21 protein-coding genes are annotated in these 20,023 nt (G+C 74.8%); 9 read left to right on the top strand and 12 right to left on the bottom strand.

What is annotated here, in order from left to right; translation table 11 throughout:
• The first annotated feature begins 11 nt into the window (after positions 1-11).
• The 3 genes from ACTMTB_RS00725 to hisC are packed head-to-tail and all read left to right on the top strand — an operon-like array spanning position 12 to position 2,766.
• Positions 12-722 carry an RDD family protein gene (locus ACTMTB_RS00725; RefSeq protein WP_441142019.1) on the top strand — a complete coding sequence of 237 codons (711 nt, stop codon included), beginning with the start codon at positions 12-14 and terminating at the stop codon, positions 720-722.
• Positions 719-1,666, top strand: coding sequence for an RDD family protein (locus tag ACTMTB_RS00720; protein WP_441142018.1), 948 nt, complete (start codon positions 719-721; stop codon positions 1,664-1,666). The genes ACTMTB_RS00725 and ACTMTB_RS00720 overlap by 4 nt, the downstream gene beginning before the upstream one ends.
• Entirely contained in the window at positions 1,663-2,766 is a 1,104-nt protein-coding gene (gene hisC / locus ACTMTB_RS00715) for a histidinol-phosphate transaminase (protein WP_441142017.1), read from the top strand. Before ACTMTB_RS00720 ends, hisC begins: the two co-directional genes overlap by 4 nt.
• A gap of 102 nt (positions 2,767-2,868) precedes the next feature.
• On the opposite strand, the gene ACTMTB_RS00710 is transcribed toward hisC, so the two are convergent.
• The 5 genes from ACTMTB_RS00710 to ACTMTB_RS00690 all read right to left on the bottom strand — a co-directional run bounded on the left by ACTMTB_RS00710 (position 2,869) and on the right by ACTMTB_RS00690 (position 7,291).
• Entirely contained in the window at positions 2,869-4,107 is a 1,239-nt protein-coding gene (locus ACTMTB_RS00710; protein WP_441142016.1) for an outer membrane protein assembly factor BamB family protein, read from the bottom strand.
• Positions 4,108-4,183: 76 nt separating this feature from the next.
• Complete coding sequence (locus ACTMTB_RS00705; RefSeq protein ID WP_088959981.1) at positions 4,184-4,666, bottom strand: SRPBCC family protein; 483 nt, start codon at positions 4,664-4,666, stop codon at positions 4,184-4,186.
• Between the two features lie 127 nt (positions 4,667-4,793).
• On the bottom strand, positions 4,794-5,003 hold the full coding sequence (locus ACTMTB_RS00700; RefSeq protein ID WP_210774230.1) for a DUF397 domain-containing protein: 210 nt from the start codon (positions 5,001-5,003) through the stop codon (positions 4,794-4,796).
• 154 nt (positions 5,004-5,157) lie between these two features.
• Complete coding sequence (gene fahA / locus ACTMTB_RS00695) at positions 5,158-6,357, bottom strand: fumarylacetoacetase (RefSeq protein WP_441142015.1); 1,200 nt, start codon at positions 6,355-6,357, stop codon at positions 5,158-5,160.
• 76 nt (positions 6,358-6,433) lie between these two features.
• Positions 6,434-7,291 (bottom strand): hypothetical protein, encoded by an 858-nt coding sequence (locus tag ACTMTB_RS00690; RefSeq protein WP_441142014.1) that lies wholly within the window; start codon positions 7,289-7,291, stop codon positions 6,434-6,436.
• A gap of 94 nt (positions 7,292-7,385) precedes the next feature.
• Here ACTMTB_RS00690 and ACTMTB_RS00685 point away from each other — a divergent pair, with 94 nt between their 5' ends.
• The gene (locus tag ACTMTB_RS00685; RefSeq protein WP_441142013.1) at positions 7,386-8,552 is read left to right on the top strand and encodes a homogentisate 1,2-dioxygenase; all 1,167 of its coding nucleotides are present in this window, start codon (positions 7,386-7,388) and stop codon (positions 8,550-8,552) included.
• Positions 8,553-8,560: 8 nt separating this feature from the next.
• Here the strand turns inward: ACTMTB_RS00685 and ispF are convergent, their stop codons facing one another.
• The 3 genes from ispF to ACTMTB_RS00670 are packed head-to-tail and all read right to left on the bottom strand — an operon-like array spanning position 8,561 to position 10,296.
• Positions 8,561-9,043 carry a 2-C-methyl-D-erythritol 2,4-cyclodiphosphate synthase gene (gene ispF, locus ACTMTB_RS00680; protein ID WP_441142012.1) on the bottom strand — a complete coding sequence of 161 codons (483 nt, stop codon included), beginning with the start codon at positions 9,041-9,043 and terminating at the stop codon, positions 8,561-8,563.
• A 16-nt stretch (positions 9,044-9,059) separates the two neighbouring features.
• Positions 9,060-9,755, bottom strand: coding sequence for a 2-C-methyl-D-erythritol 4-phosphate cytidylyltransferase (gene ispD / locus ACTMTB_RS00675; RefSeq protein ID WP_441142011.1), 696 nt, complete (start codon positions 9,753-9,755; stop codon positions 9,060-9,062).
• A gap of 55 nt (positions 9,756-9,810) precedes the next feature.
• Positions 9,811-10,296, bottom strand: coding sequence for a CarD family transcriptional regulator (locus ACTMTB_RS00670; protein WP_088959974.1), 486 nt, complete (start codon positions 10,294-10,296; stop codon positions 9,811-9,813).
• Positions 10,297-10,623: 327 nt separating this feature from the next.
• Here ACTMTB_RS00670 and ACTMTB_RS00665 point away from each other — a divergent pair, with 327 nt between their 5' ends.
• Positions 10,624-11,361 (top strand): hypothetical protein, encoded by a 738-nt coding sequence (locus tag ACTMTB_RS00665; protein ID WP_441142010.1) that lies wholly within the window; start codon positions 10,624-10,626, stop codon positions 11,359-11,361.
• A gap of 83 nt (positions 11,362-11,444) precedes the next feature.
• Here ACTMTB_RS00665 and ACTMTB_RS00660 read toward each other — a convergent pair whose 3' ends face one another.
• The 4 genes from ACTMTB_RS00660 to ACTMTB_RS00645 form a co-directional block, all read right to left on the bottom strand.
• Positions 11,445-12,071, bottom strand: a complete 627-nt coding sequence (locus tag ACTMTB_RS00660) for a hypothetical protein (protein WP_441142009.1) — start codon at positions 12,069-12,071, stop codon at positions 11,445-11,447.
• A gap of 9 nt (positions 12,072-12,080) precedes the next feature.
• Positions 12,081-13,148 (bottom strand): type III polyketide synthase, encoded by a 1,068-nt coding sequence (locus ACTMTB_RS00655; protein WP_441142008.1) that lies wholly within the window; start codon positions 13,146-13,148, stop codon positions 12,081-12,083.
• A gap of 250 nt (positions 13,149-13,398) precedes the next feature.
• On the bottom strand, positions 13,399-14,565 hold the full coding sequence (locus tag ACTMTB_RS00650; protein ID WP_441142007.1) for an acyl-CoA dehydrogenase family protein: 1,167 nt from the start codon (positions 14,563-14,565) through the stop codon (positions 13,399-13,401).
• A 41-nt stretch (positions 14,566-14,606) separates the two neighbouring features.
• A complete protein-coding gene (locus ACTMTB_RS00645; RefSeq protein WP_210774208.1) occupies positions 14,607-15,365 on the bottom strand; it encodes a methyltransferase domain-containing protein in 759 nt (252 codons plus the stop codon).
• Between the two features lie 45 nt (positions 15,366-15,410).
• Here ACTMTB_RS00645 and ACTMTB_RS00640 point away from each other — a divergent pair, with 45 nt between their 5' ends.
• From ACTMTB_RS00640 to disA, 4 genes are all read left to right on the top strand, one after another.
• On the top strand, positions 15,411-16,253 hold the full coding sequence (locus tag ACTMTB_RS00640) for a UbiA family prenyltransferase (protein ID WP_441142006.1): 843 nt from the start codon (positions 15,411-15,413) through the stop codon (positions 16,251-16,253).
• A gap of 141 nt (positions 16,254-16,394) precedes the next feature.
• Entirely contained in the window at positions 16,395-17,147 is a 753-nt protein-coding gene (locus tag ACTMTB_RS00635) for a hypothetical protein (RefSeq protein ID WP_441142005.1), read from the top strand.
• 85 nt (positions 17,148-17,232) lie between these two features.
• Positions 17,233-18,690: a DNA repair protein RadA gene (radA, locus tag ACTMTB_RS00630; RefSeq protein WP_441142004.1), complete on the top strand. Its 1,458-nt coding sequence runs from the start codon at positions 17,233-17,235 to the stop codon at positions 18,688-18,690.
• 142 nt (positions 18,691-18,832) lie between these two features.
• Positions 18,833-20,014: a DNA integrity scanning diadenylate cyclase DisA gene (gene disA / locus ACTMTB_RS00625; RefSeq protein WP_350797415.1), complete on the top strand. Its 1,182-nt coding sequence runs from the start codon at positions 18,833-18,835 to the stop codon at positions 20,012-20,014.
• The last annotated feature ends 9 nt before the right edge of the window (positions 20,015-20,023 follow it).

The following is a 20,023-nucleotide window of genomic DNA, read 5'->3' as shown; positions in this document are numbered from 1 at the left end:
CACTGTCGAGCGTGACGCAGCCTCCGACGTACCCGACGCCGCCGGCCGGTGGGCCCTCGCCCGCCGCCGGCGGCTTCGCGCCGCCCTCCGGTCCCACCCCCCAGGGGTACGCCGTCCCGCCGCAGCCCGGCCCGTACTCCGGCCTGCCGAGCTATCCGGCGGGACCGCCCGGCGCACCGTTCCAGCCCGGCCTGCCCGGGGTGCCGTTCGCTCCGAGCGGCCAGCCCCTGGCCAGCTTCGGCGACCGGCTGCTGGCGGTGCTGATCGACGGGCTGGTGCTCATGGCGGCCTGCATGGTCGTCATCCTGCCCGCGGTGATCGCCTTCTTCGTCTGGGTGACGCCGGACCTGACCGCCACCGCGCCCGACGGCACCCTGGAGTCGGACCCGTTCACGGACTTCCTGCTGCCCTTCCTGGCCCTGGAAGCCGCGATCTTCCTGTTCGCCCTCGGTGTCACCTACCTGTTCCACGTGGAGATGATGTTCAAGACCGGACAGACGGTCGGCAAGCGCGTGATGAAGCTGCGCGTGGTGCCGATCGACCCGACTCAGCAGCTCGACCGCAAGGCCGCGGCGAAGCGGTGGCTCGTGCACCAGGTCGGCGGGTCGTTCATCCCGGGCTTCAGCTACCTCGACGGCCTCTGGCAGCTCTGGGACAAGCCCTGGCAGCAGTGCCTCCACGACAAGTTCGCCCGCACCGTCGTCGTTAAGGTGTCCGGGTGAGCGTTGAACCAGGCTGGTACGTCGACCCCGCCGAGCCCACCACCAGGCGTTGGTGGGACGGCGAGGGTTGGGTCGGCGCGCCCGTCCCGGTCGACGTCACCCCGCCCGAGGGTCCTCCGCCGCCGGAGCCGCCGCCCGCCCCCGAGCCGCCGGCCTCACCCGCCGCGCCGGCCACCGGGTTCCCGGCGCCGCCCGGCCCCGGCGCGGGGGGTGCCGGCGCACCGCACGGCCAGGGCGTCCCGCCCGGCGTCGGGCTGCCGCCCGGCCCGGGCGCGGGCCATCCCCAGGGACCGCCGCCGGGCTGGCCGTACCCCACCTGGCCGGGGCGTCCGCCGGAGCCCCGCCCGCACGGCCTGCCGCTGGCCGGCTACGGCGCCCGACTGGTCGCCCGACTGATCGACCTCGGACTGCTCCTCCTGCTCAACGTGCTGGTCAACGGCTGGTTCGTCTACCGGTACGTCCGCGAGCTCTCGCCCGCCCTCGACGAGGCGTGGCGCCGGGCCACCACGGGCGACACCACCAACGCGCCGCTGCCGGCCCCCGGTGAGCAGGCAGCCGGCCTCCAGATCGCCATCCTGGTGATCGCCACCGCGCTCTGGTTCGCGTACGAGGTGCCGGCGATGGCCGCCGGCGGGCAGACCTTCGGCAAGCGGGTGATGCGGATCCGGGCGGTGCCCGTCGAGGCGGACCAGCCGCTCGGCTTCGGCCGGGCGACCCGCCGGTGGAGCACGTTGGGCATGCCCACCCTGCTCTGGTACTGCTGCGGTTTCGGCCTGCTCCTCCAGCTCGTCGACGCGGTCTCGGTCCTCTTCGACCACCCGCTGCGCCAGGCGCTGCACGACAAGCGCGCCCAGACCGTCGTGGTGCGGCTGCCGCAACCCGGCGGCCCCGCCACCCCCGCCACCCCGCACGACCGTGCCGACTCCCCGGGAGACACCCCATGACCGACACCGGACGTCACCAGCCCGCGCTGCGCCTGACCCGCGCCGACCTGGACGCGCTGCCGAACTACGTGCCCGGTCGCAGCCCCGCCGACCTGGCCCGGGAGCTGGGCCTGCCGGAGGCGATCAAGCTGGCCAGCAACGAGGTGCCGTACGGGCCGTTGCCCGGGGTGGTCGAGGCGGTCACCGAGGCGGTCACCGGCTCGCACCGCTACCCGGACATGGGCGTGGTGGCGCTGCGCCAGGCGCTGGCCGAGCGGTACGGGGTGGACGCCGACCGGATCGCCACCGGCTGCGGTTCGGTGGCGCTGGCCGAGCACCTGGTCCGGGCCACCTGCCTGCCCGGCGACGAGCTGCTCTACTCGTGGCGGTCGTTCGAGGCGTACCCGATCATCGCGGCGACCAGCGGCGCGACCAGCGTGCGGGTGCCCAACGACGCCGGCCACGGCCACGACCTGGCGGCGATGGCCGCGGCGGTCACCGACCGGACCCGGATGGTGCTGGTCTGCAACCCGAACAACCCCACCGGTACGGCCGTGCGCCGGGCGGAGCTGGACCGGTTCCTCGACTCGGTCGGCGAGGACGTGCTGGTCGTCATCGACGAGGCGTACCGCGAGTTCGTCACCGACCCGGAGGTGCCGGACGGCCTGACCTACCTCGACCGGCCGAACGTGGTGGTGCTGCGCACGCTCTCCAAGGCCTGGGGGCTGGCCGGGCTGCGGATCGGCTTCCTGGTCGCCGCCCCGGAGGTGGCCGCGGCCGTACGCAAGGTGGTCACCCCCTTCTCCACCAGCATGGCCGCCCAGGCCGGCGCGCTGGCCGCGCTGGCGCAGGCGGACGAGGTCGAGCGGCGCTGCGCGCTGGTCGTCGCCGAGCGGGACCGGGTCACCGAGGCGCTGCGCAAGCTGGTCCCGGACGTGCCGTCCAGCCAGGCCAACTTCGTCTGGCTGCCGCTGGGCGAGCGGGCGGTGGACTTCGGCAAGGCGTGCGAGGCGCGCGGTGTGATCGTCCGGCCGTTCGCCGGCGACGGGGTCCGGGTCACCATTGGCACCCCGGCCGAGAACGACGCTTTCCTCCTGGCCGCGGAGTCGGCGCTCGCCTGAGCCCGGGACCGGTCCGCCTCCGCCAACCCCGATCGGAGGCGGACCGACACCGGCATGCTATGCAACTTTTGCCGGCTTTTGTCCTATTCGTCGGTCATTCGCTCAGGTCACCGCGAGCACGACCGGCTCGGCCATCAGGAAGTACCCCTGGTCGTCGTCGTCCGGGCGGGCCCGCTCGCGCAACCGTTCCACGGCCACGTAGCCGTCGGCCGCGTACGCCAGCCCCGGCACCCAGCCGATCCCGTCCTGCCCGAGGGTGAGCGGGAAGCGGGACCGCTGCGCCCCGGTCCGCGGGTCCAGGGTGATCAGGTCCCGCTGCCGGCTCAGCACGTGCACCCGGCCGGGCTCGACCGCGATCACCCGCACCTCGCCCAGGTCGCCACGCCGCCACCGCTTCTCTCCGGTGCGCGCGTCCCAGCCGGTCAGCACGCCGTCGGTGACCGCGATGGCGAACTCGCCGGAGAGGGTGACGTCGGCGGCGCCCAGGGCCGGCGCGGGACGCGGCTCACCGGGGCCGACCAGCCAGCCCTGGCCGTCCGAGGTGCGCAGACCCCGGCACTGCGAGCGCGGGGTCAGGCAGCCCAGCGCCGTGACGGCCAGCTCCGGGCCGGCGCCGGGAGGACGCCAGCGGGTGCCCACCGCGCCGGTCGTCGCGTCGCGGAACTCCACGGCCGCCGGGCCGGCGCAGGCGTCCACCGACAGGACCTGGCCGGCGGCCGTGGTCCCGAGATCGGTCCGGCAGTCGGCGTCACCGGCGGCCCGCCACAGCTCCCGCCCGTCGGCCAGCGCGTACCCGCGCAGGTCGCCCGCGCCGGAAACCACCAGCGTCGTCCGGCCGCCCGGACCCGACGCGAGGAAGATCCCCCGCGGGTCCCAGACGATGGCCGCGCCGGTGCGCCGGGCCGGGAAGCCCTTCCCCGGCGCCGGGCCGTCGGCCCGCCAGGCCACCTTCCCGGTACGGCCGTCCAGCGCGACGATCTTCCCGTCGGACCAGCGGCTCACCACCGTGGTACCCGCCACCAGCACCCCGTTGAGCTGGGCCGGCCACCGCCGGTACGACCAGAACGGGGTGACCCGGTGCTTGCTGTCGGCCGGCCGGTCGGCGTAGACCTGGCGCTGCGCCGCGTACACCCGGAGCCGACCGTCGACGATCAGCGGCGCGGCGGGCAGTCGACCCACCACCCCGGTCGCCGGAGTGTCCAGGGGCGGCAGGTCGTCCTGGGCGGGCGTGACGACCTCGGCGGGGGCCAGCACCCGGTAGCCGATGGCGCCGACGACCCCGAGGGCGAGCAGCGCCGCGACCGCGACGGTGATCCGTCGCCGGCCCTTCGGGACACCCATGCACACCTCCGCCCGGCACCCTACCGAGGCAGCCCGCCGCCGCCCCGCGCAGGTCGCGGCGGCGGGGTGCGGCGGTTCAGGCGGCCTCGGCGCCGCTGGCACGCCGGGCGGCGGCGGCCAGGTCGGCGAGGTCGCGCCGGATGGCTCCCTCCACCGCCCGCGCGGCCAGCCCGCCGAAGAGCAGCGCGACCACCCGCCCGTACGGGGCGATCGGCACCGCCTGGTGCTCCACGGTCACCGCGGTGCAGCCGCGGCCCCGACGCCGCACGGTGCGCAGCGTCCAGGTGATCCGGTAGTCCACCCCGATGCCGGGGGAGCTGAGCACGAGTCGGTGCGGCGGCCGGGCCTCCAGCACCACGAACTCCTCCGCCTGGTCACCGCCGTCCGGCCTGGTGCGGGTCTCCCGCCAGGCAGTGCCCGGCCCCAACCGGCCCTGGGTCAGCAACTCCACGCCGCCGACGGTGCAGAGCCAGTCGGCCCGGACCGGCAGGTCGACCAGGAGCGCCCACACGTCGTCGGCCCGCGCCTCGATGAACTCGGTGACCGTGACCGTCGACATGACACCTCCCGTGGCGTCCACGGTACGGCGGGTGAGGGCGCCACGGGGGGTCCTGCGGTGGAATTTCCGTCACCGGTGCCCCGGATCGGGGCACCGGTGCGGTCCCGCGGCGCGGATCAGGCGCGAGTCAGGGGCGGAAGCCACCCTGGCGGATCGCCCCGACGAACGCCGTCCAGCCCGGCGGGCCGACGACGAGCACCGGCCCGTCCGGGTCCTTGGAATCACGTATCCCGACCACACCCCGGTCGCGTGCGAGGTTGTCCGCCACCTCCACGCAGAGCCCTTGATCATTCGACCGACTACTGGTGCGCCAGACCGCGCCCACGAGATCGTCCATGCCCGTACCTCCTGTCCGCTGGGATGTGCCATGCCGGTCACGACCCACGCCGCCCCGGGACGGGACGGCGTGGAGTGGTGACCGAATCCGGTCGATCAAACGCGGCAGGAGGGCCGGCCGGTCGCACAGCCGGTGCGACCGGCAGATACGCGACTCAGCGGGCCGGCAGGATCCGCCCGGTGACCTCGCCCAGGGCGACGGTGGTGCCGTCCGGGCCGGGGGCGGTGGCCCGGATGGTGACGGTGTCGCCGTCCTCCAGGAAGGTGCGGGTCTCGCCGCCGCCGACCTTGACCGGCTCGGCGCCGCCCCAGGTCAGCTCCAGGAACGAGCCGACCTGGCCGCGGTCCGGGCCGGACACGGTGCCGGAGGCGTAGAGGTCGCCGGTGCGCAGCGAGGCCCCGTTGACGGTGAGGTGGGCGAGCTGCTGGGCGGGCGTCCAGTACATGGTCGCGAACGGCGGTTCGGCCACCCGCTCGCCGTTCCACTCCACCGCGAGGCGCAGGTCCAACCCCAGGTGCGGGGTGTCGCGCAGGTAGTCCTGCACCGGCGGGTCCTGCTCCGGCGCCGGCACGAACGCGTCGGCGAGCGCGTCCAGCGGGGTCACCCAGGCCGAGATCGAGGTGGCGAAGGACTTGCCCAGGAACGGGCCGAGCGGCTGGTACTCCCAGGCCTGGATGTCCCGGGCGGACCAGTCGTTGACCAGCACCACACCGAAGACGTGGTCGGTGAAGTCGGCGGCGGCGACCCGGTCGCCGAGGGCGCTCGGCACACCGACCACGAAACCCACCTCGGCCTCGATGTCGAGGCGTACGGAGGGGCCGGCGGTCGGGCCCTGCGCGGTGGCGCGCTGCCCGGTGGGGCGGACCACCGGGGTGCCGGAGACGACCACCGTGCCGGCGCGGCCGTGGTAGCCGATCGGCAGGTGCTTCCAGTTCGGCAGCAGCGGTGGCTGGCCGGGGCGGAAGATCTGGCCGACGTTCGAGGCGTGGTACTCGGAGGAGTAGAAGTCGACGTAGTCCGCCACCTCGAACGGCAGCAGCAGCTCGGCCTCGGCGAGCGGGACCAGCAGCGGCTCCACCGCCGCCCGGTGGGCGGGATCGGTGAGCAGCTCGACGATGCGCTGCCGTACCGACGTCCACTGCGGACGGCCCAGCGCCATGAAGTCGTTGAGGGTGGGGCGGCCCAGCGCCCCGGCGGCGAGCACCAGCCCGGCCGCCTCCGCGCCGGCCAGGTCGAGCACGAGATCGGCGATGCGTACGCCGATCCGCGGCCCGCGCCCGCCGGCCCGGAACACCCCGTACGGCAGGTTGGTCACCCCGTACGGCGCACCGTCCGCACCCGTCACCCAGCTCATGCCGCCACTCCGCTCCGCTCCGTGCCGCCATGAGGCACCATCGCACTGCGCCTGCTGATTCGCTCGCTGCGCTCGCTCATCGGTCGTCTCCCACGTTCACCAGCCCCAGCCGGATCAGATCGGTCAGTGGTTCCAGGATGCTGCACGAGCCGAAGCCGACCCAGAGCGGGCGCTCCTCGTCGCGCCGCGCCCGCGCCTGCTCGACCAGGGGCAGCGGGTCGGTCGCGGCGAGCAGGGCGGCGACGGCGTCCACCTCGGCACCCTGGGCGGCGGCGAGCGTCGCGGCCAGCACGTTGCCGAAGCCGTGGTGGGTGAAGCCGGTCTCCGGGTCGAGGTGGCGCAGCGCGTGGTGCAGCCCGGCGGTCAGCTTGAACGGCAGGCGCCGGTCGCGGCAGGCGCAGATCACCGCGGCCAGCTCGACCGGGGTGGGGAAGAGTTCGGCGGCCAGTCCGCCGGTGCGGAACTTCGCCGCGACCGGCAGCCCGTCGGCCCGCGCCCCGGCCAGGGTGTCCAGCGCGCCGGTGAGCCCGAAGGTCAGCGGGACCTCGGCGTAGACGTCGACATTGGTCAGCCGCTCGGCGAGCTTCAGCAGCTCGGCCAGGCCGGGCTGCGGGTCCTCGCCGCGCTTGGCGACCGCCGCCTCGACCTGACGGACGGTGATCCGGGGGTCGGTCCCGGCGAGCGCCGCGTCGAGCCGCCCGATCGGCAGGTCACCGATGACGCCGACGGCGATCCGTTCGCCGGGGCCGAGCAGGTCGGCCAGGGCCGGCAGCGTCGAGGCGGGCAGCAGCAGCGGGCCGACCATGTCGGCGTACCAGGCGGCGCGGTGCTCGCGGTGCGCGGCGACGGCGTCCGGCAGGGACGCGCTGCCGGGCGGGAAGACGGCGGCGTCGTCGACGAGGCCGGCGAAGAGGCGGGGCACCTGCGTTGACACGAGACAAGAATCTACGGGACGCTACAAGGAACGGACAACAGCGTCCGATTATCGGACGTCACCGGCCGGAGAACGGGACATAACGGGAGGCGACATGCCGTACTACCGCAGCGTCGGCGAGGTGCCCCGCAAGCGGCACACCCAGTTCCGCCAGCCCGACGGCAGCCTCTATGCCGAGGAGCTGATGGGCCAGGAGGGCTTCTCCTCCGACTCGTCCCTGCTCTACCACCGGTACGCGCCCACCGCGATCGTCGCCGCCGAGGAGTTCACCCCGCCGGCGTACACCCGGGTGCCGAACCTCCCGCTCAAGCCGCGCCACCTGCGTACCCACAAGCTCGACGGCACCGGCGCGGACCCGGTCCTCGGCCGGCGCTACCTGCTGGCCAACGACGACGTGCGGATCGCGTACGTGCTGGCCGACCGGCCGTCCCCGCTCTACCGCAACGCCACCGGCGACGAGTGCCTCTACGTGGAGGCCGGCACGCTGCGGGTGGAGTCGACCTTCGGCGTGCTCGACGCGATCGCCGGCGACTACGTGATCATCCCCACCTCCACCGTGCACCGGCTGGTGCCGACCGGCGACGCCCCCACCCGGCTGCTCGCCGTCGAAGCCAGCGGCCACATCGGCCCGCCCAAGCGCTACCTGTCGGTGCGCGGCCAGTTCCTGGAGCACTCGCCGTACTGCGAGCGGGACGTCCGGGGACCGGACGCGCCGCTGCTGGTCGACGGCACCGACGTCGAGGTGCTGGTACGCCACCGGCGCGGGTGGACTAAGCACGTCTACGCGAACCACCCGTTCGACGTGGTCGGCTGGGACGGGCACATGTACCCGTGGGCCTTCTCCATCCACGACTTCGAGCCGATCACCGGCCGGATCCACCAGCCGCCGCCCGTGCACCAGACCTTCCAGGGCCCGAACTTCGTCATCTGCTCGTTCGTCCCGCGCAAGGTGGACTACCACCCGGACGCCATCCCGGTGCCGTACAACCACCACAACGTCGACTCCGACGAGATGCTCTTCTACACCGGCGGCAACTACGAGGCCCGGCGCGGTTCCGGCATCGAGCAGGGCTCCATCTCGCTGCACCCGTCGGGCTTCACCCACGGGCCGCAGCCGGGTGCGGCGGAGCGCTCCATCGGCGTCGACTTCTTCGACGAGCTGGCCGTCATGGTGGACACCTTCCGCCCGCTCGACCTCTGCGACGCGGCCGGCGAGTGCGAGGACGAGGGGTACGCCTGGACCTGGTCCCGGCGCCCCTGACGGCCCCCTCAGGCGGTCGGCGCCTCGTACACCAGGGCCACCGCGACGCCGGCGAGCCCCTCGCCGCGTCCGGTGAAGCCGAGCCCGTCGCTGGTCGCGGCGGAGACGGTGACCGGCGCGCCGACCGCCGCGGAGAGCACCCGCTGCGCCTCCTCCCGGCGCGGCCCGATCTTCGGACGGTTGCCGACCACCTGGACCGAGACGTTGCCGATCTCGAAGCCGGCCGACCGGACCCGCCGGGCCGACTCGCTCAACAGCGCCACCCCGGAGGCGCCGGCCCACTCGGGCTGGTCGACGCCGAAGTTCGCGCCGAGATCACCGAGCCCGGCGGCGGAGAGCAGCGCGTTGCAGGCGGCGTGCGCGACCACGTCGGCGTCGGAGTGACCGGCCAGGCCGTCCTGGCCCGGCCAGTGCAGTCCGGCCAGCCAGCAGGCCCGGCCGGGCGCGAAGGCGTGGATGTCGGTGCCGACGGCCACCCGAGGAACGATCATGAGCCGAGGGTACGCGTCAGTGGCCGGCGGCCAGCAGGTGCTCGGCGAGCGCGAGGTCGAACGGGCGGGTGACCTTCAGCGCGTACTCCGAGCCGGGCACGCAGAACACCGGTACGCCCTGCTTCTCGACCAGCCCGGCGTCGTCGGTGAGCGAATCACCCGCCGCGGCGTGCGCGGCGGTCAGCACGCTCCGGCGGAAGCCCTGCGGGGTCTGCACCGCGCGCAGCGCGGAGCGGTCGACGGTGCCGAGGACCACCTCGGCCGCGCCGACCTCCTTGATCGTGTCGACCACCGGGAGCACCGGGATCACCGCGTGGTGCCCGGCGCGGACCGCCCCGGCCACCGACTCGACCAGCTCCGGTGGGGTGAGCGCGCGGGCGGCGTCGTGCACGAGCACGATGTCGGGCCCTAGTGGCACGGCGGCCAGGGCGGCCGCCACGGACGCCTGCCGCTCCGCACCGCCGGGCACGACCAGCACCGGCGCCACGGGTGCTAGCAGCCGCCGGACCGCATCCAGTTCGGCCGCCGGAGCGGCCACCACGATGGTGTGCACCGACGGCGCGGCCGCGATCCGGCGTACCGCGTGCACCAGCAGCGGCTCGCCGCCCAGCAGGCGCAGCGCCTTCGGCGCGCCCGGGCCGAGGCGTACCCCGGCACCGGCCGCAGGCACGAGGACCGCGACGTCACCGCGCGGGTTCAGCTGCGCGGTCACGTCGCGGTCCTGGTGGTTTCTTTGCTGCGGGACGGGTACGACGATGCTGTGGGGACTAGGCCTCGCCCAGCACCTTGTCGAGCAGCGTCTCCGCCTCGTCCTTGGTGCTCTTCTCGGCCAGCGCGACCTCGCCGACGAGAATGTCGCGGGCCTTGGCGAGCATGCGCTTCTCGCCCGCGGACAGGCCCCGCTCCCGCTCCCGGCGCCACAGGTCGCGAACGACCTCGGCGACCTTCAGCGGGTTGCCGGAGGCCAGCTTCTCCAGATTCGCCTTGTAACGCCGCGACCAGTTGGTCGGCTCCTCGGTGTGCGGTGCACGGAGCACGTCGAAGACCTTGCCGAGGCCCTCTTCGCCGACCACCTCGCGCACGCCCACGATCTCGGCGTTCTCAGCGGGCACCCGGACCGTCAGGTCACCCTGCGCGACCCTCAGGACGAGGTATTCCCTGGGCTCGCCCTTGATGACCCGAGTCTCGATTGCCTCGATGAGTGCGGCCCCGTGGTGGGGGTAAACAACGGTCTCGCCGACACTGAAAACCATAGGTTCGAAACCCCTTTCGCTGTGTCTAGGGTAACACGCTCAGGCACCGATGTCTCACCGCTGTCCTGACCGTTGGCGCAGCTCAGGGGCCCTGTGAGAGGTATTTCTTCAGCTTGACAGGCAGTCAAACCGATGGTTCGAGCACGCTCCGTGACGAACGGATGACAACCCGGTACGGGTGATCGGAGCGTGGATTTCTCGGGCTATGCGCTTTTCCCATGGTAGCCCGGCAGCGCCCGGCCCGCCCAGGTCTGGCGGCAGGAGGGGCGGTGCGGGACGCTGGAGGGGTACCGCTGTCCGCTCACGAGCCACTTTGCCGGGGGTCCGATGGGCATGCCTGACGCAGAGGGCCACGGCCCGTCCGACGGGCTGCCCGACCTGCCACCGGAGTGGGGTCGGGTGGTCGTACCGGACGACGCGTCGGCGCTGGCCGAAGAGGCCGAGCAGCTCCGTCGCGAGCTGCGGCGCCGCACCTCCGGCGCGCGCTGGCGCCGGCGGTTGGGCCTGACCCCGCGCGCCGACGGCCGGCCACCCCTCGCCCTGCCCGTGCTGATCCTGGTGGTGGCCCTGCTCACCACCATCGGCGGCCTGCTCGCCGTCACCTGGCCCCGCTCGCCCCGGGGCACCGAGCGGCCGACCGTCCTGCCGTATCCCTCGTCCACCTCGCCCGGCACGCTGACCGGCCGGCCACTGCCGGCGCTGGACCTGGTCGACGCCGGCCAGTCGCCGGTGCCGCTGCGGCGGCTGCTGCCCGCGATGATCATCCTGGTGGACGCCTGCGCCTGCGCCGAACAGGTCGCCGCGGCGGAGGCCGCCGCACCCGCCGGCGTCTCGGTGGTCACCGTCACCGGCGGCCGTACGGTCGGCCCCGACCCCGTTCCCGGCGGCCCCGTACGCGCCCTCGCCGACCCGGCTGGCGGCGTACGGGCGGCCCTGCACCTCGACCCCCGCCCCGGCGTCGCCACCGCGCTGCTGGTCGACCGCTCCGGCACGGTCCAGCGGGTGATCCCCGACCTGGCCATCGCCGGCGACTACCGCGCCGACCTCGCCCGACTGGTCCGCTGACCCCCGCTCGGAGCGTGCGTCGCGGGCCCGCCGTGGCCCGGCACGGTCACGGCCGATCACGCGACGCGACCGGGAGGCTCGGCTCAGGGGACGGCGACGAGCTCCGCCTGCACCTGGACCGGCCGGGGGCCGACGGCGGAGAACTCGATCCGGGTCGGCGCGGACTGCGCGGGCAGGGCGGGCCCCGGCTCCATCGGGTGGGACAGGTCGAGCTCACCCCGCTCGCCGTCGCAGGTCGTCCGGGCGGTGTCCGTGGTCGGGCCACGGACGATCGAGATCAGCAGCTCGCCCGGGCCGGTGCAGCGGTACTGCAACAGGTGCCGCGCCCCGTCGGGCAGCGACTCCCGGCGTACCGGTTCCTGACCCGGGGTCAGCGTCAGGTGCTCCCGCCAGAGAGTGTCGGTGAACCGGGGCAGTGTCAGGTAGCTTCCCTCGCCCGGCAGCTCGGTCGCCTCGATGACGCGGCCGGTCTCGCCGTCGATGTGGACCCGGACGGCCGTGCCGGGGTGGGCGGCCAGCAGCTCGTCGAGGGTCTGCGGCGAACGGGACGGGACGACGCCGCGCGGTGCCGGGCTCGCGCCGACCGACACCCCGGGCGGGCCGGTGGCCGGCGAGTTGGCCCACCACCAGGCTCCGCCCGCCGCCACGGCGAGCAGGGCGGCCGCCGCCAGCAGCTCGCCACGCAGCCGGTCGTCGGCCCGGTCGTCCACCCGGCGAGCCTAACCGCGACGTTCCAGCAGGGCGGCGTAGAGGGTGAGGCCCGGCCCGAAGGCCAGCATCACGATCCGCCGCGGCGGCACGGCAGCCCGCACCAGTCGGTCCAGGATCAGCAGCACCGTCGGGGACGAACAGTTGCCGTGCTCGTCCAACGTCGCCCGGGAGGCCGCGAGGGCCTCCGGCGGCAGGGCCAGCTCGCGCTCCACCACGTTGAGGATGCGCGGGCCGCCCGGGTGCACCGCCCAGCCGTCCAGCTCGGCGATGCCCGTGCCGTGGCGGGCCAGCAGGTCGTCGACCAGCCCGCGAACGTGCGTGGAGAGCACCTGCGGGACCTTCGGCGACAGGCCCATCCGGAAACCGGTGTCGGTGACGTCCCAGGTCATGTGGTCGGCGGTGGAGGTGTCGGTGACCGAGGTGACCTCGCGCACCGCGTACCCGCCGGGCGATCCGGGGCCGGCCGCGCCGGGGACCACCACCGCGGCGACCGCGGCGTCGGAGAAGAGCGCGTGCGAGACGATCTGCTGGGTGTCCATCCGCGCGCTGGCCGGCTGGATGTGCAGGCTGGTCAGCTCGGCGCAGAGCAGCAGCGCCGGGCGCCCCCGCGCGGTGACGAAGTCGGCCGCCGCGCCGAGCCCGGGCAGCGCGGCGTAGCAGCCCATGTGCCCGACGAACATCCGCTGCGTGTCGGGGGCCATGCCCAGGTCCCGGGCGAGCAGGATGTCCAGCCCCGGCGTGGCGTACCCGGTGCAGGAGCAGACTACGAAGAGCCCGATGTCGCCGGCGGCGAGACCGGCCGAGGTCAACGCCCGGCCCACCGCCTCCTTGCCCAGCGGCAGCGCCTCGACCTGGTAGCGACGCATCCGGCGCTCGGTCGGCCACTCGGAGACGTCCTCCAGCAGCGGGTTCACCGCCGCCTGCCGGCGGGTCACGCCGGAGTTGGCGAAGATCCGCTCGGCCAGCGCCCGGGTGGTGCCGGAGAAGTGCCGGGAGAAGAAGCCCTCCCAGAGCTCGTCCTGTGCGGCGCCCGGCGGCTGTGCCGTACCGAGTCCCGCGATCACTGGTACGGCCATGTCCCCCACCTCTCGTCCACGACTGCACGCCCGGCGACCGCCCCCGCCCCAGGAACGACCACCCCCACCGCCTTCACCGTGCCGCCTCCCGCTCGGGCTGCGGGGCTAGCCGAGCCGGCGAACTCCTCGCCCTCACCGTCCCGCCCTCCGTTCGGGCTGCAGGGCTCGCAAACCCGGCGAACTCCTCGCCCTCACCGTCCCGCCCTCCGTTCGGGCTGCGGGGCTCGCAAACCCGGCGAACTCCTCGCCCTCACCAACGAGGGGTCGATCCGTCGCGATCCGGGTCCCCGCCCAACGCCGCGATGCCGAGCCAGTCCGCGCAGACGTCCGAGGTCGCGGGGTGCAGCGACCCGCAGCGGGCGTCCCGGTAGAGCCGCTCCAGCGGGTGGCCCCGTCGGGTCGCCGACGTGCCGGCCGCCTCCAGCACGGACGCCGCCACGTCGGCCGCGGTCGTCCCGGCGAGCAGCTTGGCCCGCCAGACCCAACGGTTGGTCTCGGCGTCACCGGGGGCCTCGTCGACCCGGCGGGCCGCCTCCGCCACCACCAGCTGCGCCGCCGCCACCGCCGCGTCGGCCCGACCCAACCTGGCCCGTACCGCCGGCAGGCCGGCCAGGTTGCGGGCGTTCAGGTGCTCGGCCGCCGCGTCCACCGCCGCCCGGGCCACCCCGACGTAGACGGCGGCGTAGCTGGCCACCAGCCAGTGCGGCATCAGCTGGGCCACCACCAGCGCCAGCCCCTCCACCCCACCGAGCAGCCGGTCCGCCGGGACGGTCACGTCCAGGTGCAGGTCGTGCGAGGAGGTGGCCCGCATGCCGAGCGAGTCCCAGGTCGGCTCCACGGTCAGCCCCTCGCCGGCCGGCACCAGGAACTGGGAGACCACCGACTGGTCGGCGGCGCTGCGCGCAGCCACCAGATAGCCGTCCGGGTGCCCGGCGCCGGAGCAGAAGGTCTTGCTGCCCTTGACGTGCCAGCCGCCGTCGACCGGCTCGTAGACCGTGCTGAGCTGGGACAGCCGCGCGCCCGCGCCGCGTTCGCTCATCGCGACCGCGTACCAGGAGCCCTCGGCCGCCGCTCGGAGCAGGCGGTCCCGGGCGGCCAGCGCCTCGTCGGGTACGCCCAGCGCCTCGGCCAGTTCCTCGGTGACCGCGCCCAGCGCGCCGGTGACCGAGGCGTGCATGTTGAACACCAGCGCGGTCGCGCCGTTGCCCCGGGCCAGCTCGGTGGCGACGGCCGCGTACTCGGCGAAGGTGGCGCCCGCCCCACCCAGCTCGCGCGGCACCATCAGCCCGAAGAGCCCGGCCTCGCGCAGGTCGGCGAAGTCGTCCACGGGGAACGAGCCGTCCCGGTCGTGCCGTGCCGCCCGCGCGGCGAACCGCGGCGCCAACCGGCGGGCCGCCTCCAGCGCGTTCACCGTCATCTCGCCCCCTCCTGCGTCCCTGTACCCCCCGGGCGGTCCGGTTACCCGTGCCGCACCCCGTGTCCCTGGTAGAGCACGGCGACCGACCGGGTCGGCTTGATCCGGGGCTGCCGCCCGTCGACCGTCCCGGAAGGACGGCCGCGGGCCCGCCGGACGAGCCAGGCCAGCGTCCCACGCAGGCTCGGCCGGATGCCCCGGATCCGCAGGTGGACGCCGTGGCGCGCGCACTCGGCCACCAGCTCCCGAGCGTCCACGAACAACCGTGGATCGTGGATGCCCCGAGGGACCGTCGGCAGCCGCTCCCCGATGCGTACCGCCACCAGCCGGGCCAGCGCGGTGTCGTTGAGGGTGTCCAGCACCAGCAGACCACCGGGGCGCAGCAGCCGGCACGCCTCGGCCACCACGCGCCGCCAGTCCGGTACGTGCTCCAGCAGCTCGCCGGCGGCCACCACGTCGGCACAGCCGTCGACCAGCGGCACCGCCGTGGCGTCGCCGTTGACCACCGTCACCCCGTGCGCGGCGGCCTGCTCCAGCGCGGACCGGGTCAGGTCGACCCCGACGTGCCGGTAGCCCTTGCCGGCCAGGTGCGGGGCGAGCAGCCCGGCACCGCAGCCCAGGTCGACCAGCAGGGCGTCGGGCCGGGTGGCGGGCGGCACCAGGGCGGCGCGGGACCGGGCCAGCCAGTGCAGCATGGCGAACGCGCCGTCCGGTCGCCACCATTCGCCGGCCAGGTCGTCGTACTGGCGGGGGTCGTTGGGAGGCAGGACGCGCGGCGGAGTGGACACGGGACCGTTCCGCATGGACCGAGCGTGGCACGACTCCCCGGTAACGACCAGACTTCCCTTATGTCGTCGACGGTGTTAGGGCTGGTCAGGGCGAGCCATCCGGAGCCGTCCGCGGCGGTCACCGCGGTCTCCGGTCTGCTCGCGTGGGGGGCCGGGCACTCCCCGACCGGCGTCGCCGCGGTCACCGCGACGGTGCTGGCCAGCCAGCTCGCCGTCGGCTGGACCAACGACGCGCTGGACGCCGGGCGGGACGCCGCGGTGGGGCGTACCGACAAGCCGGTCGCCGCGGGCGCGGTGAGCCGGCGCACGGTGGCGGTGGGCGCGGTGCTCGCGGCCCTGGCGACCCCGCTGCTGGCGGTGACCACCAACCCGACCGCCGCGCTCTGGGTCACGATCGCCCTGGTCTCGGCGCTGCTCTACGACTGGCCGCTGAAGTCCAGCCCGGTCTCCGTGCTGCCGTACGCGGTCTCCTTCGGGGCGCTGCCCGCCTTCGTGGTGCTGGCCCTGCCCGGCGCGCCCGCGCCACCGGCGTGGCTGGTCGCCGCCGGGGCCTGCCTCGGCGCGGGGGCCCATTTCGCCAACGTCCTGCCGGACCTCGCCGACGACGCGCGCACCGGGGTGCGCGGGCTGCCGCACCGGCTCGGCCCGGCGGGCAGCCGGGTCGCCGCCGCCGCGCTGCTGCTGGCCGCGACGGTCGCCCTGGTCGTCGGGCCGCCCGGGCCCCCTTCCTGGCTGGGCCTGTCGGCCGTGGCGGCCGCCGCCGTGGTGCCACCGCTCGGCTGGTACGGCGGGCGGCGCGGCGCAGGCGAGGCCGGCGGACGGCCGGTGACGGCTTTCCGGGCGGTGATGGTGGTGGCCCTGATCGATGTGGTGCTGCTGGTCGCGAGCGGTCGGGTGATCTGACCGGCACCCGGCCAGGTGGCAATACCGGGTCGCCGTGCGACCGTCGATCAGCCCCAACTACCCTGGAGCGCGGTCTGCGCGGGTATGACCACCCCGCGCCCGGGGTACGGCCGGGTGGGGATCGTGACGAGGAGGACCGACGTGACGCGCTCGATCAGGGGTTCCCGGCGGGCGGCCCTGCTGCTGTCCGGCATGGCGGCGGCGACCGCCCTGCTGGCGACGGGATGCGGGGCCGGCCAGGTGGCCGAGACCGCCAACAAGGCGCCGTCGATCCAGGGCATCAACGTCGAGACTCCGGACAACGCCTACAAGGTGCGCGGCCTCTACGTGGAGTACCCCGGCACCGAGGGCCTGCGCACCGGCGCGAACGCCGCGCTCAACGCCGTGATCTACAACGACACGCGGGACCCGGTGACCGTGACCGTCACCACGGACAGCGCGCGCGAGGTCGTGATCACCGGCAAGCCGGGCTCGACGCCCCCGCCGGAAGGCACCGAGCCGTCGCCGAGCGCGTCGCCGTCGGAGAGCGCCTCCCACGCCGAGAGCCCGTCGCCGTCCGGCTCGGCCTCGGCCAGCCCGTCGGAGAGCGCCACGGCCAGCCCCAGCCCCTCGGCCCCGGCCGGCCAGCCGGCCCGCTTCGAGATCCCGGCGCAGAGCTACGTGCAGCTCAACGTGCAGGGTGGCCGTTACCTCCAGCTCGTCGGGCTGACCGAGGCGCTGCGCGTCGGCCAGCAGGTCAACCTGACCTTCGACTTCGGCAACGGCAGGACGATCCAGACCGGCGCGCCGGTCGGCGTGCCGCTGACCCCGGCCGCCCCGGTCTCCCCGATCATCGAGCGCGAGGGCGGCCACGAGGGCGGTGGCGAGGAGGGCGGCTCCGGCCACGGCGGCTGATCCCCGCACGGAACTGTCGGCACCGCCGGCGTGGTGACCACCACGCCGGCGGTGTTTCGTCGTACCAGGGGGTTAGCGTCCTGTGGTGACCACCTCCCGATCGACCCCGGCACGGGGTGGCGCGGCCTCCGGCGCCTCCCGCGGCCGGGCCGCCCGCGAGCCCCGCCCGGCCTACGAGTGCGACGCCTGCGGGCACCAGCCACCCAAGTGGGTGGGGCGCTGCCCCGAGTGCGGTGAGTGGGGCTCGGTGGTCGAGTGCACGGTGACCGGGCCGATGGTTTCCGGCCGGGTGGTCAGCTCCCGGCTGCCGGCCGAGCCGGCCCGGCCGATCGCCACGATCAGCGCCGCCCCCGCCCGGGCCCGGCCCACCGGGGTCAGCGAGCTCGACCGGGTCCTCGGCGGCGGCCTCGTGCCCGGCGCGGTGGTGCTGCTCGCCGGCGAGCCCGGGGTCGGCAAGTCGACGCTGCTGCTCGACGTGGCCCAGCAGTGGGCCGCCGGCGCGGGCAGCCCTTCCCTGGTGGTCAGCGGCGAGGAGTCGGTCAGCCAGGTCCGGCTGCGCGCCGAGCGGATGGGCACCCTGCACGACCAGCTCTACCTGGCCGCCGAGAGCGACCTGAGCGCGGTGCTCGGCCACCTCGACGCGGTCAAGCCGGGGCTGCTGGTGCTCGACTCGGTGCAGACCATCTCCACCACCGGCACCGAGGGGGTGCCGGGCGGGGTCACCCAGGTCCGGGCGGTCACCGCCGCCCTGGTCGCCGTCGCCAAGGAGCGCGGCATCGCCACCGTGCTGGTCGGCCACGTCACCAAGGACGGCCAGGTCGCCGGTCCCCGGGTGCTGGAGCACCTGGTCGACGTGGTGCTGCACTTCGAGGGCGACAAGCACTCGTCGCTGCGGATGGTCCGGGGCGTCAAGAACCGGTTCGGCGCCGCCGACGAGGTCGGCTGCTTCGAGATGCACGAGGGGGGCATCAGCAGCCTCGCCGACCCGTCCGGGCTCTTCCTGACCCGCTACTCGGAGCCGGTGCCCGGCACCTGCGTGACGGTCGCGATGGAGGGGCGGCGGGCCCTGGTCACCGAGGTGCAAGCGCTGATCGGCGCGACGGTCGCCGGCTCGCCGAGGCGGACGGTCTCCGGGCTGGACGGGGCCCGGCTGGCCATGGTGCTGGCCGTGCTCCAGCGCCGCACCGAGCGGCTGACGCTGCACGACCGGGAGGTGTTCGCCGCCACCGTCGGCGGCATCCGGGTGGTGGAGCCGGCGGCCGACCTGGCCGTCGCCCTGGCCGTCGCGTCCGGCGGGCTCAACCTGGCCATCGCCCCCAACCTGGTGGCGATCGGCGAGGTCGGGCTGACCGGCGAGGTGCGGCGGGTGGGCGCGGTCCCCCGCCGGCTGGCGGAGGCGGCCCGGCTCGGCTTCCGGGTGGCGCTGGTGCCGCAGGGCTGCGGGCCCGGCAGCACCGGGGCGGGCCCGGACAACATGCGAGTGATGGAGGTCACGGACGTGCGCTCGGCGCTACAGTGTGTCGCCCGCGCATCCGCCGAATGACCGACGGTGGCCGCCGGGCCGGACCGCGCGGGCCATACCGGACAGGCCCGGCACAGCCGCCGGCACTTCAGGGATCCGACGCCGTGACACATCACAGTAACCACGACAGCACCCACCGCACGGCAGTCCGTAGACTGTGCGCGTGCCGATCGACCGCGATACCACCAAGCCTGCCGGCGCGACGCCCCACGCCCGCACCGCTGCCGTGGGCTCGCCCGCCCGCCCGATCAGCGTGAGCGTGACCGGGGGCGCCGGGAGCGCCGGCGATCCGCTGCGGGCGAACCTCGCCCTGATGGCGCCCGGCACCGCGCTGCGCGACGGCCTCGAGCGGATCCTCCGGGGCCGCACTGGCGCCCTGATCGTGCTCGGCTACGACAAGGTCGTCGACCAGATCTGCACCGGCGGATTCCCGATGGACGTCGAGTTCTCGGCCACCCGGGTCCGCGAGCTGTGCAAGATGGACGGTGCCGTGGTGCTCTCCAGCGACGGCACCCGGATCGTCCAGGCGGGCGTGCACCTGATGCCCGACCCGTCCATCCCGACCGAGGAGTCCGGCACCCGGCACCGCACCGCGGAGCGGGTCGCCCGACAGACCGGCTATCCGGTCATCTCGGTCAGCCAGTCCATGCGGATCATCAGCCTCTACGTCAACGGCCAGCGGCACGTCCTGGACGACTCGGCGGCCATCCTGTCCCGGGCCAACCAGGCGCTGGCCACCCTGGAGCGCTACAAGCTCCGCCTGGACGAGGTCTCCGGCACCCTCTCCGCGCTGGAGATCGAGGACCTGGTCACCGTCCGCGACGCGGTCGCGGTGGTGCAGCGGCTGGAGATGGTCCGCCGGATCGCCGACGAGATCGCCGGGTACGTGGTGGAGCTGGGCACCGACGGCCGGCTGCTCGCCCTCCAGCTCGACGAGCTGATGGCCGGCGTGGACGCCGACCGCACCCTGGTCATCCGCGACTACCTGCCCACCGGCCGCAAGTCGCGCACCCTGGACGAGGCGCTGGTCGAGCTGGACCTGCTCGGCGCCACCGAACTGATCGACCTGGTCTCGGTGGCCAAGGCGATCGGCTACCCGGCCGCCTCCGACGCCCTCGACGCGGCGGTCAGCCCGCGTGGCTTCCGGCTGCTGGCCAAGGTGCCCCGGCTGCCGGTGGCGATCGTCGACCGGCTGGTCGTGCACTTCGGCAGCCTCCAGCGGCTCCTCGGCGCCACCGTGGAGGACCTCCAGGCCGTCGACGGGGTCGGCGACGCCCGGGCCCGGGGCGTACGGGAGGGGCTGTCCCGGCTCGCCGAGGCGTCCATCCTGGAGCGGTACGTCTGACCGGTCCGG

The sequence above is a fragment of the Micromonospora sp. L32 genome, assembly GCF_052068055.1.
GTDB classification, from domain to species: Bacteria; Actinomycetota; Actinomycetes; order Mycobacteriales; family Micromonosporaceae; genus Micromonospora; species Micromonospora purpureochromogenes.
Note: the sequence above shows the minus strand (reverse complement) of the source record. Positions and strands in the feature narration are given on the sequence as shown.

Coding starts and splice junctions, on each gene's coding strand:
- ACTMTB_RS00665 (WP_441142010.1), top strand. CDS start 10,624: ATGGGCATGCCTGACGCAGAGGGCCACGGCCCGTCCGACGGGCTGCCC.
- hisC (WP_441142017.1), top strand. CDS start 1,663: ATGACCGACACCGGACGTCACCAGCCCGCGCTGCGCCTGACCCGCGCC.
- ACTMTB_RS00655 (WP_441142008.1), bottom strand. CDS start 13,148: ATGGCCGTACCAGTGATCGCGGGACTCGGTACGGCACAGCCGCCGGGC.
- ACTMTB_RS00645 (WP_210774208.1), bottom strand. CDS start 15,365: ATGCGGAACGGTCCCGTGTCCACTCCGCCGCGCGTCCTGCCTCCCAAC.
- ispF (WP_441142012.1), bottom strand. CDS start 9,043: ATGATCGTTCCTCGGGTGGCCGTCGGCACCGACATCCACGCCTTCGCG.
- ACTMTB_RS00685 (WP_441142013.1), top strand. CDS start 7,386: ATGCCGTACTACCGCAGCGTCGGCGAGGTGCCCCGCAAGCGGCACACC.
- fahA (WP_441142015.1), bottom strand. CDS start 6,357: ATGAGCTGGGTGACGGGTGCGGACGGTGCGCCGTACGGGGTGACCAAC.
- ACTMTB_RS00650 (WP_441142007.1), bottom strand. CDS start 14,565: ATGACGGTGAACGCGCTGGAGGCGGCCCGCCGGTTGGCGCCGCGGTTC.
- ACTMTB_RS00640 (WP_441142006.1), top strand. CDS start 15,411: ATGTCGTCGACGGTGTTAGGGCTGGTCAGGGCGAGCCATCCGGAGCCG.
- ACTMTB_RS00700 (WP_210774230.1), bottom strand. CDS start 5,003: ATGGACGATCTCGTGGGCGCGGTCTGGCGCACCAGTAGTCGGTCGAAT.
- ACTMTB_RS00670 (WP_088959974.1), bottom strand. CDS start 10,296: ATGGTTTTCAGTGTCGGCGAGACCGTTGTTTACCCCCACCACGGGGCC.
- ACTMTB_RS00710 (WP_441142016.1), bottom strand. CDS start 4,107: ATGGGTGTCCCGAAGGGCCGGCGACGGATCACCGTCGCGGTCGCGGCG.
- ACTMTB_RS00705 (WP_088959981.1), bottom strand. CDS start 4,666: ATGTCGACGGTCACGGTCACCGAGTTCATCGAGGCGCGGGCCGACGAC.